At 70.9% G+C, this 13,786-nt stretch carries 12 protein-coding genes and 1 riboswitch; of the genes, 9 read left to right on the top strand and 3 right to left on the bottom strand.

The annotated features are described in order from the left end of the window. Nucleotides 1-385 precede the first annotated feature (385 nt). The 3 genes from MUN74_RS13900 to MUN74_RS13910 are packed head-to-tail and all read left to right on the top strand — an operon-like array spanning nt 386 to nt 3,607. Nucleotides 386-1,636 carry an extracellular solute-binding protein gene (locus tag MUN74_RS13900; protein ID WP_244852974.1) on the top strand — a complete coding sequence of 417 codons (1,251 nt, stop codon included), beginning with the start codon at nt 386-388 and terminating at the stop codon, nt 1,634-1,636. A 43-nt stretch (nt 1,637-1,679) separates the two neighbouring features. After that, the gene (locus tag MUN74_RS13905) at nt 1,680-2,675 is read left to right on the top strand and encodes a carbohydrate ABC transporter permease (RefSeq protein ID WP_244852976.1); all 996 of its coding nucleotides are present in this window, start codon (nt 1,680-1,682) and stop codon (nt 2,673-2,675) included. Nucleotides 2,676-2,677: 2 nt separating this feature from the next. After that, nucleotides 2,678-3,607: a carbohydrate ABC transporter permease gene (locus MUN74_RS13910; RefSeq protein ID WP_244852978.1), complete on the top strand. Its 930-nt coding sequence runs from the start codon at nt 2,678-2,680 to the stop codon at nt 3,605-3,607. An 84-nt stretch (nt 3,608-3,691) separates the two neighbouring features. Here the strand turns inward: MUN74_RS13910 and MUN74_RS13915 are convergent, their stop codons facing one another. Beyond that, nucleotides 3,692-5,362 (bottom strand): beta-N-acetylhexosaminidase, encoded by a 1,671-nt coding sequence (locus MUN74_RS13915; protein ID WP_244852980.1) that lies wholly within the window; start codon nt 5,360-5,362, stop codon nt 3,692-3,694. Between the two features lie 142 nt (nt 5,363-5,504). Further along, a riboswitch (ZMP/ZTP riboswitch) is annotated at nt 5,505-5,586 on the top strand. 68 nt (nt 5,587-5,654) lie between these two features. Between MUN74_RS13915 and glyA the strand changes: the two genes are divergently transcribed. Together glyA and MUN74_RS13925 are read left to right on the top strand one after the other, a co-directional pair. Continuing rightward, nucleotides 5,655-6,929 carry a serine hydroxymethyltransferase gene (glyA, locus tag MUN74_RS13920; RefSeq protein WP_305038254.1) on the top strand — a complete coding sequence of 425 codons (1,275 nt, stop codon included), beginning with the start codon at nt 5,655-5,657 and terminating at the stop codon, nt 6,927-6,929. A 106-nt stretch (nt 6,930-7,035) separates the two neighbouring features. After that, the gene (locus MUN74_RS13925; RefSeq protein ID WP_244852982.1) at nt 7,036-7,917 is read left to right on the top strand and encodes a bifunctional methylenetetrahydrofolate dehydrogenase/methenyltetrahydrofolate cyclohydrolase; all 882 of its coding nucleotides are present in this window, start codon (nt 7,036-7,038) and stop codon (nt 7,915-7,917) included. A 15-nt stretch (nt 7,918-7,932) separates the two neighbouring features. Here MUN74_RS13925 and MUN74_RS13930 read toward each other — a convergent pair whose 3' ends face one another. Then, nucleotides 7,933-8,499: a TetR/AcrR family transcriptional regulator gene (locus MUN74_RS13930; protein WP_244852983.1), complete on the bottom strand. Its 567-nt coding sequence runs from the start codon at nt 8,497-8,499 to the stop codon at nt 7,933-7,935. Between the two features lie 51 nt (nt 8,500-8,550). Between MUN74_RS13930 and MUN74_RS13935 the strand changes: the two genes are divergently transcribed. After that, nucleotides 8,551-9,048: a DUF4188 domain-containing protein gene (locus MUN74_RS13935; protein ID WP_244852985.1), complete on the top strand. Its 498-nt coding sequence runs from the start codon at nt 8,551-8,553 to the stop codon at nt 9,046-9,048. 15 nt (nt 9,049-9,063) lie between these two features. On the opposite strand, the gene MUN74_RS13940 is transcribed toward MUN74_RS13935, so the two are convergent. Beyond that, nucleotides 9,064-10,161: a hypothetical protein gene (locus MUN74_RS13940; protein WP_244852987.1), complete on the bottom strand. Its 1,098-nt coding sequence runs from the start codon at nt 10,159-10,161 to the stop codon at nt 9,064-9,066. Between the two features lie 123 nt (nt 10,162-10,284). Here MUN74_RS13940 and MUN74_RS13945 point away from each other — a divergent pair, with 123 nt between their 5' ends. The 3 genes from MUN74_RS13945 to MUN74_RS13955 are packed head-to-tail and all read left to right on the top strand — an operon-like array spanning nt 10,285 to nt 13,780. After that, the gene (locus MUN74_RS13945) at nt 10,285-11,544 is read left to right on the top strand and encodes an acylneuraminate cytidylyltransferase (RefSeq protein ID WP_244852988.1); all 1,260 of its coding nucleotides are present in this window, start codon (nt 10,285-10,287) and stop codon (nt 11,542-11,544) included. Then, nucleotides 11,541-12,419, top strand: a complete 879-nt coding sequence (locus MUN74_RS13950; RefSeq protein ID WP_244852990.1) for an N-acetylneuraminate synthase family protein — start codon at nt 11,541-11,543, stop codon at nt 12,417-12,419. The genes MUN74_RS13945 and MUN74_RS13950 overlap by 4 nt, the downstream gene beginning before the upstream one ends. Next, nucleotides 12,416-13,780, top strand: coding sequence for a DUF6716 putative glycosyltransferase (locus MUN74_RS13955; RefSeq protein ID WP_244852992.1), 1,365 nt, complete (start codon nt 12,416-12,418; stop codon nt 13,778-13,780). Before MUN74_RS13950 ends, MUN74_RS13955 begins: the two co-directional genes overlap by 4 nt. Nucleotides 13,781-13,786 lie beyond the last annotated feature (6 nt).

A 13,786-nucleotide genomic window follows, 5' to 3' on the forward strand; every position in this document is an offset into this window, starting at 1 on the left:
TGCGGATGCGCTGGGCACAGTCACAGGATCTCCAGTCGACGGGGCGGGGCCCGGCGATGCAGGGCACTGACGCTGCAATGATTGCAGATGACTGCAATTGATGTCTAGCGATCACAGAAAAGATCGTTTCCGAACCGTGGTTCGCGAATGCTGGGTTTGTGAAGGATCTGAACAAAATCTGATAACAAATGGCTCCCGCGGCTTGACGGGCGTGTGGCATCCGGAATAGATTGCCGAGCGTCGAGTGAACGCACCTGATCGTTTGTTCGACGAAACGTTCATGAAACTGCACGTGTTGCGACGATCCGTGCAGGTTTCGAACGGACGCACCGGCGCGTGAGCCTTCGCCGCTGGTGCACCGACCACCAGAGTGAGGAAGCATTCAATGAAGAAGTCACTGCGCTTCGGCGCCGCGATCGCGCTCGCGGCCACCGCGTCGCTGACACTCGCGTCGTGCGGTTTCGGCGGGGGCAACGGCGACGGCGGCGACGCCTCCGGCAAGACCACGCTCGACATGCTCGTGCCGAGCTACTCCGACGCCACCCAGGACAACTGGGACAAGGTCATCGAGGGATTCGAGAAGGAGAACCCCGACATCGACGTCAAGCTCGAGGTCCAGTCGTGGGACAACCTCGAGTCGGTCATCACGACGAAGATCCAGGGTGGCGAGGCGCCCGACATCTACAACGGCGGCCCCTTCGCCGGCTTCGCGGCCGACGGCCTGCTCTACGAGACGAAGGACGTCGTCTCCGACGACACCTACAAGGACTTCCAGGACTCGTTCCTCAAGAACGCCGAGGTCGACGGCACCGCGTACGCGCTGCCCCTCATCGCCTCGGCGCGCGCCCTCTTCGTCAACAACGACCTGCTCGAGCAGGCGGGCGTGAGCGCCGCGCCGACCAACTGGGACGAGCTGCTCGACGCGGCCACCAAGATCTCGAAGCTCGGCGGCGGCGTCGCCGGCTACGGCATGCCCCTCGGCTCCGAAGAGGCGCAGGCCGAGGCGGCCGTGTGGCTCTGGGGCGGCGGCGGCACGTTCGGTGACGCCTCCGAGATCACGGTCGACATCCCCGAGAACCTCCCGGGCGCCGACCAGATCAAGAAGATGATCGACGCGGGCGCCACCCAGGCCGACCCGGGCTCGACCGACCGCACCCCGCTCATGGAGATCTTCGTCCAGGGCAAGATCGGCATGCAGGTCGGCCTCCCGCCGACCGTCGGCCAGATCAAGGACGGCAACCCCGACCTGAACTACTCGATCGTGCCGATCCCCACCAAGGACGGCTCGCCCTTCACGCTCGGCGTCATGGACCAGCTCATGGCCTTCCAGAACGACGGTGACAAGCAGGACGCGATCAAGAAGTTCTTCGACTACTACTACTCGGCCGACGTGTACGTGCCGTGGGTGCAGGCCGAGGGCTTCCTCCCCGTCACCAAGTCGGGTGCCGACCAGCTGAAGGATGACGAGGCGCTCGCGCCGTTCCTCGCGGTGCTGCCCGACGCGCAGTTCTACCCGAGCTCGAACCCCAAGTGGCAGGCGACCGACGGCGCGTTCAAGTCGCTGTTCGGCCAGATCCAGTCGAAGCCGGCCCAGGACGTGCTGACCGAGATCCAGGCGCAGGTCGACGCGAGCTGACGCTCGCTCGATCGCACGGAAAGGGTTCGGTGATCCTCGCACCATGAGCTCCACGACCGACGCATCACCGAACCCGACGGGGGCGGCCGCAGGCCGCCCCCGTTCCGGGGGATCAGCCGCAGGCGGTGCGGGCGCGAAGCCCGCCCGCCGCGGCAAGCCCGGCGGCCGCGACCTCGCGGCCGCGCTCCCGTGGATCACGCCCGCGCTGATCCTGATCTTCGGCGTCGTGCTGTTCCCGGCCGTCGTCATGTTCTACAACTCGACCCGCGACATCTCCCTGTCGGGGCTCGACAAGGGCTCGGTCGGCTTCGACAACTACGTCGAGGTCTTCCAGTTCCCGTACTTCTGGCCGATCTTCTTCCGCACGATCGTGTGGGTCGTCGTGGTCGTCGCGTTCACGGTCGTGATCTCGCTCGGTCTCGCCCAGATCCTCAACAAGGCCTTCCCGGGCCGCCAGCTCGTGCGACTCGTCGTGATCATCCCGTGGGCGGCCTCGGTCGTCATGACCACGATGGTCGTCTACTACGGCCTCGAACCGTACTTCGGCATCATCAACAAGTTCCTCGTCGACGTCGGCCTCGTCGACACCCCCGAGGGCTACGGCTGGACCAAGAACCCGACCACCGCGTTCATGTGGTCGATCATCGTCGCGATCTTCGTGTCGCTGCCGTTCACGACCTACACGATCCTCGCCGGCCTCGCGACGGTGCCGGGCGACACCCTCGAGGCCGCGAAGATGGACGGCGCGGGCTCGGTGCGCACCTACTTCACGATCGTGCTGCCGCAGCTGCGCGGCGCACTCAGCGTGGCCGTTCTGATCAACATCATCAACGTGTTCAACTCGCTGCCGATCCTGAGGGTGATGACCGGGTCGATCCCCGGCTACGACGCCGACACGATCATGACGATGATCTTCAAGTACATCCAGAACCAGCACAAGGTCGACGTCGCGAGTGCGCTCTCGGTCGTCGCCTTCGTGATCGTCATCGTGATCGTCGCGGTGTACGTCAAGGTCGTCAAGCCCATGAAGGAGGTCTGATCGTGACCGTCACCGAGACCCGCGCCATGCTCGCGTCGGACGCCGGCCACGGAGCATCCGGCCGCCAGACCCCGCCTCGCAAACGCCGCTACACCGCCGACCAGGTGCCTCTCGGCAACGTCGTGCTGCGCATGATCGCCGGCCTCATCGTGGCCGCGGTGTTCATCGTGCCGTATCTCATCATGTTCTTCGGCTCCGTGAAGACGAAGTCGCAGATCCTGTCGGTCGATCCCACCTACTTCCCCACGGAGTGGCACTGGGAGAACTACCTGAACATGTGGTCGACGCCCGAGACGCCGCTGCCGCAGAACATGGTCTCGACGATCGTGATCTCGGTGTTCGCGACGATCCTCGTGCTCGCGGTCGCACTGCCCGCGGCGTACTACACGGCCAGGTTCAAGTTCCCGTTCCGGTTCGTGTTCCTGTTCCTCGTGATCGTCACGCAGATGCTGCAGCCCGCGGTGCTCACGTCCGGTCTGTTCCGGCAGTTCACCGCCCTCGGCATGGGCGACACCTGGGCGGCGATGATCTTCATCAACGCGGCGTTCAACCTGTCGTTCGCGGTGTGGATCATGCACTCCTTCTTCGCGGGCATCCCGAAGGAGGTCGACGAGGCGGCGCAGATCGACGGCGCCGGCCGGCTCACGGTGCTCTTCAAGATCAACCTGCCGCTCGTGTGGCCCGGCATCGTCACGGCGATCGTGTTCACGTTCGTCGCCTGCTGGAACGAGTTCGCCGCGTCGCTCGTGATCCTCTCGACGGCGGGCAATCAGCCCATGTCGGTCGCGCTCACGAAGTTCGTCGGCCAGTACTCGACGAGCTGGCAGTACGTGTTCGGCGTCTCGATCGTCGCGATCATCCCGGTGGTCGTGCTCTTCATGCTCATCGAGAAGCGCCTCGTGGGAGGCCTCACGGCGGGCAGCGTCAAGTAGCGCTCGGCACGAACGAACAGGGCGGATGCCGCGGGGTCGACCCCGCGGCATCCGCCCTCGTCGTTCAGGGCAGCGGCGGGCGGCTCACCCGGTCCAGTCGACCCCGCCGACCTTGCGGTACGAGACGCCGAGCCTGTCGAGGTGCGCGCCGAGCACGGGCAGCCGCGAGCGGAATCCGGCCTCGTCGCGCGCGTCGGCCGGTGACCACCCGACCTCGGCGATCGCCGCGATGCGCGGGAAGACCATGAACTCGAAGTCGGCGGGGTTCGAGAGCGTCTCGGTCCAGACCGAGGCCGCGACGCCGAGGATGTCGGACTCGCTGAGCCCGTCGACCGTCTCCTCGGGTCGCCAGTCGTAGGCCTCCTCGAGCGTGATCGTCGCGGCCCACCGGGTGCCGAGCTCCGTGCCGAGCGGGCCCGCCGGACGGTCGGGATACATCATGTCGAGGTAGGTCTTGTCGGCCGCTGCGAGCACGAGCTTGCCGCCCTGCTCGAGGAACGAGCGCGCTTCGCCGGCCGACGTCGGATAGGGCCGGGCCGGCTCGTCGCGGCGGTTCGCGGGCATCTCGTGCCCGGCGGTGAGGTCCCAGTAATGGCCGATCGTGCCGGGCGGGAGCTCGTTCGACGCACCCATCTCGTGGTACGCGATGACCGTCTTGCCGGTCGCCGCCCCAGCGGCGGTGATGCGCGCCACGAGGTCGAGGAAGTCGTCGTGCTGGGTTGCGAGCGGTTCGTCGCCGCCCACGTGGATCCAGGGCCCGGGCGTCATCTCGGCCACCTCGCCGAGCACGTCGGCGAGGAAGCGATCGGTCGCCTCTGCCCTGGCCGGATCGGCGCAGAGCGACGAGAAGCCGACCTCGACGCCCTCGTAGGGCGCCGGCGCGACGCCGTCGCAGTTGAGCTCGGGGTAGGCGCTGAGCGCCGCGTTCGTGTGCCCCGGCAGGTCGATCTCGGGCACGACCGTGATGAACCGCTCGGCGGCGTACTCGACGATGCGCCGGTAGTCGTCCTTCGTGTAGAACCCGCCGCCGTCGCCGCCGACCGAGGTCGAGGCGCCGATGCCCGTGAGTTCGGGCCACGAGTCGATCTGGATGCGCCAGCCCTGGTCGTCGGTGAGGTGCAGGTGCAGCACGTTGAGCTTCAGGAGCGCCATCCGGTCGAGGTGCTGCTCGAGGTACTCGACCGGGAAGAAGTGGCGCGCGACGTCGACGAGCGAGGCGCGGTAGGCGAAGCGCGGCTCGTCGGCGATCGACGCGGCGGGCACGCGCCAGCCGCCCGCGGGCTCGTCCGCGTCCTCGGCCTCGATCTCACCCGGCAGCATCTGCCGGAGCGACTGCGTGCCCCAGAAGAGCCCGGCCGGCGCGGAGGCGGCGATGCGCACGCCGTCGGCGCCGCTCTCGAGCGTGTACGCCTCGGCGCCGTCGATCTCGGGGTCGATGACGAGCGAGATGTCGGATGCCGCGGGCTCGCCCTCCTCGACCGGCAGGTCGTACCCCGTCGCGGCTCGGAGCGGCGCAGCGAACGTCTCCGCCACGGCGGCCGCGTCGTCGCCGGAGACCACGAACCGGGTGCCCTCACCGAGCGTGAAGTCGCCGCGGTCGGTGAGCTCGAACCGGGCCGGTGCCGGGACGATGCCGGCGAACTCGGACCGGTCGGCCGAGGTGGGGGAGCAGCCTGCGAGCGCGATGAGCGAGGTCGCGGTCGCGACCGCGGCGACGGTTCGGACGGCGGCGGTGCGGACGGTGGCGCGCGGCATGTGGCCCCTTCGAGGCGAAAGACAGGAATCTTGACGAAATCGGCTCGGTGGACATGATGCCACGGATGCGGCACCGCGGGAAGTGGTCCGGAACCGCTTCGCGCCGCGAACGGCGGCGGCCGGCGGCATCCGTTGCTATGCTTGCTCGCGTCGCGACTGGCGTTGAGATGGATTCCCATCGGGGAGCGACTGGTACGGACCGACCGCACGCCTGGGCCGGTACGCCTGCCTCTGCGCGAGTCGCCGAGGCAGCAAACCCCATGTTGGTCCGTACGTCATGAAGGAGCCAGTCTTGGCCGAATCCGTCTTCAACGCGCCCCTCTCCGAGGTCGACCCCGAGATCGCCGAAGTTCTCGAGCTCGAACTCGGTCGCCAGCGCGACTACCTCGAGATGATCGCGAGCGAGAACTTCGTTCCCGTCTCGGTGCTGCAGTCGCAGGGCTCCGTGCTCACCAACAAGTACGCCGAGGGCTACCCCGGCCGTCGGTACTACGGCGGCTGCGAGTACGTCGACGTCGCCGAGTCGCTCGCCATCGAGCGCGCGAAGTCGCTCTTCGGCGCCGAGTACGCCAATGTGCAGCCGCACTCGGGTGCGACCGCGAACGCGGCCGTGCTCTCCGCGATCGCGACCCCGGGCGACACCATCCTCGGCCTCGAGCTCGCCCACGGCGGCCACCTCACGCACGGCATGAAGCTCAACTTCTCGGGCAAGCTCTACAACGCCGTCGCCTACGGCGTCGACCCCGAGACCTTCCTCGTCGACATGAACGTCGTGCGCGAGAAGGCCCTCGAGCACCGCCCGCAGGTCATCATCGCCGGCTGGTCGGCCTACCCCCGCCAGCTCGACTTCGCCGCCTTCCGCGAGATCGCCGACGAGGTCGGCGCGAAGCTCTGGGTCGACATGGCGCACTTCGCGGGCCTCGTGGCCGCGGGCCTCCACCCGAACCCGGTGCCCCACGCCGACGTCGTCTCGTCGACCGTGCACAAGACGATCGGCGGCCCGCGTTCGGGCTTCATCCTCTCGCGCGACATGGAGCTCGCGAAGAAGCTGAACTCGAACGTGTTCCCCGGCCAGCAGGGCGGGCCCCTCATGCACGTGATCGCCGCGAAGGCCACCGCGTTCAAGATCGCCGCCTCGGCGGAGTTCAAGGACCGCCAGGAGCGCACGCTCCGCGGTGCCGCGATCCTCGCCGACCGCCTCACGGCCGACGACTCGCGCGCTGCCGGCATCGACGTGCTCACGGGCGGCACCGACGTGCACCTCGTGCTCGCCGACCTCCGCAACTCGAAGATCGACGGCCAGCAGGCCGAAGACCTGCTGCACGAGGCGCTCATCACGGTCAACCGCAACGCGGTGCCGTTCGACCCGCGTCCGCCGATGGTCACCTCGGGCCTGCGCATCGGCACGCCCGCGCTCGCGACCCGCGGCTTCGGCGACGTCGAGTTCACCGAGGTCGCCGACATCATCGCGCTCGCGCTCCAGGGCGAGGCCGACGTCGCCGCGCTCCGCGCCCGCGTCGAGGCGCTCACGGCGGCGTTCCCGCTGTACCCGGGGCTCGCGCAGTAGGCCCGTCGCGCCGGGGCGGCGATCGTCGCCCCGGCGCGAGGTCCGCCCCGCGGCATCCGTTCGCCGACCCGCCCGCCCGCTCGCCGCACCACCACCGAGGAGCACCATGACCGCCATCACCCTGGACGGGGTCGCCACCGCGTCCGCCGTGAAGTCCGAGCTGGCCGCGCGCATCGCCGCACTGAAGGCGCAGGGCGTGACGCCGGGCCTCGGCACGCTGCTCGTCGGTGACGACCCGGCGTCGCGCTCGTACGTCGCCGGCAAGCACCGCGACTGCGCCGAGGTGGGCATCGAGTCGATCCGCGTCGACCTGCCGGTGACGGCGACCGAGGCCGATGTGCGAGCGGCGATCCGCGACCTCAACGCCGCCCCCGAGGTGACGGGCTACATCGTGCAGCTGCCGCTGCCCGCCGGGCACGACGAGAACGCGATGCTCGAGCTCATCGACCCCGACAAGGACGCCGACGGGCTGCACCCCACGAACCTCGGCCGCCTCGTGCTCGGCATCGAGGGCGAGCTGCACTCGCCGCTGCCGTGCACGCCCGCGGGCATCGTCGAGATGCTGCAGCGCTACGAGGTGCCGATCCGCGGACGCCACGTCACCGTGATCGGTCGCGGTCTCACGGTCGGCCGCCCGCTCGGGCTGCTCTTCACGCGCAAGGGCCTCGACGCCACGGTCACCCTCACGCACTCCCGCACGCAGGACCTGGCGGCCGAGGTGCGCCGGGCCGACATCGTCGTGGCCGCCGTCGGCGTGCCGCACCTCGTCAAGCCCGAGTGGGTGAAGCCGGGCGCGGCCGTGCTCGATGTCGGCATCACGCGCGTGCAAGACGAGGAGACGGGCAAGGGCCGGCTCACGGGTGACGTCGACCCGGGCGTCGCGGCGGTCGCCGGCCACCTGTCGCCGAACCCCGGCGGTGTGGGCCCCATGACCCGCGCGATGCTGCTCGCGAACGTCGTGAAGGCGGCCGAGCTGCGCGTCGGCTGATCCGACCGGCGTCGCCTAGCGGGTCGCGACGCCCCACCGGCGCTCGATCGTGTCGAGCACCGTCGCGTACACCGCGTCCCAGTCGGCGTCGGGCGGCGCGACGCCCGCGAACTCGAGGCTCACTGCGCCGTGCACCTGCGCCCACACCGCCACCGCGTCGCGTGCGACGTCGGGTGAACCGGTGGCGGCGATCGCGGCCTGCAGGGGCACGAGCGAGTCGGATGCCGCGGCCGGATCGGGCTCGCAGTCGGCGAAGTCGTCGAGCGAGCCGTCGAACATGAGCCGGTAGAGCGCCGGATGGGCGATGGCCCACTCGCGGTAGGCGACGCCGAGCGCGCGGAGACCGCCGGGTGCTGCGTCGTGCTGCGCGGCCGCGAACGACTCGAAACCGTGCTCGATCACGGCCGCGAGCAGTTCGCCCTTGCCGCCGAAGAGCGTGTAGATCGCCGAGGTCGACGTGCCGGCCGAGCGAGCGATGTCGCGCAGTGCCGCCTTCGCGGCGCCGTCGCGCGCCACCACCTCGGCGGTCACGTCGAGCAGTCGACCGCGGAGCGCCTCATCGTGGACAGGGGGTCTTGCCATGCCTGCAGTCTAGTCGTAACATCGTTCTATAACGACGTTACGGAGAGAGCGATGACTCGAGAAGTGTTCCCAGGGCGCTATACGGCGAAGCCCGAGCAGGAGACGGTCACGGTGTTCCTCATCGGCATGCGGGCCAACCGCTGGTGGAAGTTCGCACGCGTGCAGCGCGTCGCCAAGCAGATGCCGAAGATGCTGCGCCACCTCGCGACCCACCCCGAGTCGGGCATGCTCGGCTTCGAGAGCTGGGTGGGGCGAACGACGATCCTGCTGTCGTACTGGGAGAGCCCCGAGCACCTGCAGCGCTTCGCCGCCGACCGCGACGCGCCGCACCTCGAGCCGTGGCGCGAGTTCATGCGCACGGCACTCGGCACGGGGCACGTCGGCGTCTGGCACGAGACCTACGAGGTGCGGGTCGCCGACGCCGAGTCGGTGTACGCCGACATGCCGGCGTTCGGGCTCGCGAAGGCCACGGCCCACGTCCCCGTCGGTCCGGGCATGAACACGGCGCGGCAGCGGCTCGGCCGCGAGCGTCGGCCCGCAGCCGCGTAGCCGCCCGGCCCCGGCCTACGGGGCGAGCTGCGCGACGACCGCCTCAGCGAGTGCGATCGCCGTGGCCTGGTCAGCGCCCGACACGTTGATCCAGTCGGGGCCGAAGGCGAGATCGACGGCACAGGTCGTGCCGTACGCGGCGTCGCACCGGACCCTCGCCTCGTCGCCGGCCGGGAGCCCGGCCACCGTCGCCGGGGCGAACGTGCCGGCGGCCTGCGCCCGGTCGAAGGCCCAGCGTCCGTCGCGGATCCAGTTCACGGTGGCGACGTTCTCCTCATCCACCGCCCATCGGCAGCCCTCATTGCCCGCCGCGAGTCGGGCCTCGGCCCAGTCGCTCCAGCCGCCGCCTCCGTGCGAGAGGACGGCCGCCGCCTCGCCGGTGATCGATTGCACGCTCGCCGTCGGCAGGACGGAATCGCAGTCCGACGGCAGGGGCGGTGCGGTCCGCGCCGGCGTGGGAAGCGGGGTCGGAACCCCAGCCGCGGTGACCGCGGCGACCGCGGCCGACATGAGCGCCTCGGCAGCAGCCGGATCGATCGTCGCGACGGTGCCGCCTGCCGCCTCGAGGGTCAGCCACGCATCGCCCGCCGCCCGGCTCAGCGTGCAGAGGGCGGGGTCGCATGCGGTGGCATCGGCAGGCATCCCGTACTGTGCGGCCTTCGACGACCAGCCGGCAGCCGGCTGGGGCAGCACCGAGACCGTCACGCCCGCGTAGGCGGGATTACCACCGTACTGCGAGTTGTACGGGGCGCCGTTGGACCACTCGCACACGGTGCCGCCCTCGGCGATGACCGACGTGGAGCGCGGGATCGCGATGCCCACGGCCGACGCGGTGACGAGCGGATCGACCGGATCCACGGGCACCGTGAGCACGGCGGGTGCGAGCGCCTCGTCGGCGAGCGATGCGCAATCGAGTCCGTACCGCGACGCGGGCTCGAGCGAGCCCGCGGGCTGTGTCGGCGGAGCCGGGTCGGTCGGCGGGGCCGGGTCGGTCGGCGATGCGGCGCTCGGCTGGGACCCGCCGCCCGAGCAGGCGGTCAGGGCGATCGCGGATGCGACGGCGAGGGCGATGGTCGCCGGCAGGAGCCGGCGCTGCCGGATGTTCGGAATCATGGCTGCACCGTAGCGAGTGGACGCGTTTCGCACATCAGGGAGAGCCCGGATCCGCGAGCGGTCGTGGCGAACCGTTCACCCTCGCGCCATCCCGTCGCCACCTCCGCTCCGTAGCCTGCCCGCATGGCCGAGTCGAAGACCGATCAGCGCGGCGCAGCCGTCGCGATCATTCCGGCGCGCGGCGGGTCGAAGGGCCTCCCGGGCAAGAACCTCATGCGGCTCGGCGGGGTGTCGCTCGTCGGCCGTGCCGTCGCCGCGGCGCGTGCCGCCCGCAGCATCGGTGCCGTCGTCGTCACGACCGACGACGAGGAGATCGCACGCGTGGCCCGCGCGGCCGGCGCGGCCGTCGTCGACCGCCCCGCCGAGTTCGCGGGCGACACGGCCTCGAGCGAGTCGGCGCTGCTGCACGCGCTCGACGAACTCGAGATCGACGGGCCGCTGCCCGCCGTCACGCTCTTCGTGCAGGCGACGTCGCCGTTCATCGACCCCGCCGACCTCGACGCGGCCGTCGCCCGGGTCGTGAGTCACGAGGCCGACAGCGTCTTCGCCGCGGTCGAGAGCCACGCCTTCGTCTGGCGTGCCGCGGGCGACGGATCGGTGTTCGGCGCGAACCACGACGCGGCCGTGCGACACCGTCGCCAGGAGCGCGAACCCGAGTACCGCGAGACGGGGGCGTTCACCGCGATGCGCACCGCCGGCTTCCGGGCGGCGCGGCACCGCTTCTTCGGCCGGATCGCGCCGCAGGTCGTGCCGCAGCTGCACGGGGTCGACATCGACACCGCCGCCGACCTCGTCGTCGCCCGAGCGCTCGTCGACCTCATCGACCGGCCGGTGCGCACCGTCGACGTCGACGCAGTCGTCACCGACTTCGACGGGGTGCACACCGACGACACCGCCTGGATCGACACCGACGGTCGCGAGCTCGTGCGGGTCAGCCGCAGCGACGGGCAGGGCGTCGCACGCCTCCGCGCGGCCGGGATCCCCGTGCTCGTGCTCTCCGCCGAGACGAACCGGGTCGTCGCAGCCCGTGCGGCGAAGCTCGGCGTCGACGTGCTCCAGGGCATGCACGACAAGGCGCCCGCGCTCGCCGAATGGGCCGATGCCCGCGGCATCCCGCTCGAACGCATCGCCTACCTCGGCAACGACCTCGGCGACCTGCCCGCGATGGCACTCGTCGGCTGGCCGGCCGCCGTCGCCGACGCCGCACCCGTCGTTCGCGACGCGGCCCGCGTCGTGCTCGAGTCGCGCGGCGGCGACGGCGCCGTGCGCGAGCTCGCCGACCTCGTGCTCGCGGCCCGCGAGCGCGACGCCGAGGGGCCGCACGCCTCCGCACCGACCGAACGCCCGGCCGCCCGGCCCGCACCCCAGGGAGCCCTCGCATGAACACCGTCACGATCGGCCGGACCGCGGTCGGCCCTGGCCTGCCCGTCTACGTCATCGGCGAGATCGGCCTGAACCACAACGGCGACGTCGAGATCGCGAAGCGCCTCATCGACGTCGCGGTCGAGGCGGGCGCGCAGGCCGTGAAGTTCCAGAAGCGCACCCCCGAGATCGCGACGCCCGAGCACATGCGCGACGTCCCGCGCGAGACGCCGTGGGGCACCATGACCTACCTCGAGTACCGTCACCGGGTCGAGTTCGGCGAGTCGGAGTACCTCGAGATCGCGTCGTACGCGATGCGGTCGGGGCTCGACTGGTTCGCCTCGCCGTGGGACGTGCCGTCGGTCGCGTTCCTCGAGCGGCTCGACGTCGTCGCGCACAAGGTCGCGTCGGCCTCGCTGACCGACCTCGAACTCCTCGCGGCGATCGCGGCGACCGGCAAGCCCGTGATCTGCTCGACCGGCATGTCGACGCTCGACGAGATCGACCGCGCCGTCGAGGTGCTCGGCACCGAACGCCTCGTGCTCATGCACGCGACGAGCAGTTACCCCATGCCGCCCGAGGAGGCGAACCTGCGCACGATCGAGGAGCTGCGCCGGCGATACCCGGGCGTTCCCGTCGGCTACTCGGGCCATGAGCGCGGGCTGCAGATCTCGCTCGCCGCGGTCGCGCTCGGTGCCGTCGCGGTGGAGCGGCACATCACGCTCGACCGGGCGATGTGGGGCTCCGACCAGGCCGCATCGCTCGAGCCCGCGGGCTTCGAGCACCTCGTGCGCGACATCCGGGTCATCGGGGACGCGATGGGCGACGGTGTGAAGCGGGTCTTCCCCGGCGAGGAGGCGCCGCGCGCGAAGCTCCGCCGGGTGCCTGCACTGTGAGCGGACCCGAGCGCGCCGAGCCGGCACGGCGCAGCGAGCGCCGCCGACTCGTCGTCGTCGCCGACTCGGACTCGTACGTGAAGTGGGGCGCCGCGTTCGCGTCGCGGTTGCCGGACGGCTGGGACCCGGAACTCGTGGTCGTCACGAGCCCCGTCATGCCGAGCGACCGTCAGCTCGCCACGGCACTCGCCGGGTCGCTCTTCACGGCGAAGGGCGTGCGCCGGCTCGACCTGCCGTCGCTCGAACGCCGGCTCGTCGAGCGACGCCCCGACGCGGTGCTGCTCGCCGTGCGCGGGCCCTTCGTGCGGGTGGTCGCCCCGATCGTGGCGGCACTCCCCGGGCGTCCCATCGTGATGAGCGGGTTCCCGGGCCTCACGATCCCGGCCGTGCCGAAGGCCGTCGTCTACCGCGAGCAGGTCGACCTCGTCGTGCTGCACAGCCGCCGCGAGGTGCGCGAGTTCGAGGCGATCGGACGCGCGCTCGGCGTGGACACCGGGTTCGGGCTCGCGACGCTTCCGTTCCTCGGCGGCGGCGGCGGGCGCGCCGAGATCGACGATCGGGATGCCCCGGGCACGACGCCGCACGGCGGCGATCTCGTGTTCGCGGCGCAGGCCAAGGTGCCGGCCGACCGCGACGAACGCGTACGCATACTCGGCATGCTCGTGGACGCCGCGAACCTGCGGCCCGGCCGACGGGTCGTCGTGAAGGTGCGCGCCCGGCGGGGCGAGGCGCAGACCCATGCCGAGGTGCACGACTACGCCGACCTCCTCGCCGATCCCGAGGTGCGCGCGCGGCTCGGCGGGCCGGTGCCGCCGAACCTCGTCGTCGAGGACGGCCCGATGGCCGCGCAGCTCGCGCGCGCGTCGGTGCTCGTCACGGTGAGCTCGACCGCGGTGCTCGAGGCGGTCGCGACGGGCGTGCCGGCGATCCTCGTCGACGACTTCGGCGTGGGCCCGAAGCTCATCAACACCGTCTTCGAGGGCAGCGGTCTGTTCGGCGACGGCGACTCGGTCGCGCACTGGTCGGGCAACCGGCCCGATGCAGGTTGGCTCGCCGACAACTACTTCCACGGGCCGGAGTCCGACGACTGGGCGGCCAGGCTCGACGAGCTGCTCGACCGCAGGGCGGCCGGTGAGCTGCCGGTGCCGGCGAGGCGTCACAACCTCATCGGGGGGCCGGTGCGGCGCGCGTTCGAGCGCAAGCGGATGCTCGGCCGATACGACCGGACCGTCGCCGGCGCACTCTCGCTCGTCGTCGCGATCCCGTCGCGGTGGGCGGTGCGGCGGGTGCGTGCGATGCGGCGCGCCGTCCGGCGACCCGAGGCGATGCGGACGCCCGTGGAGTTCGCCGAGGCGGCGTAGCCGCCG

Source organism: Agromyces sp. H17E-10 (assembly GCF_022919715.1).
GTDB lineage: Bacteria > Actinomycetota > Actinomycetes > Actinomycetales > Microbacteriaceae > Agromyces.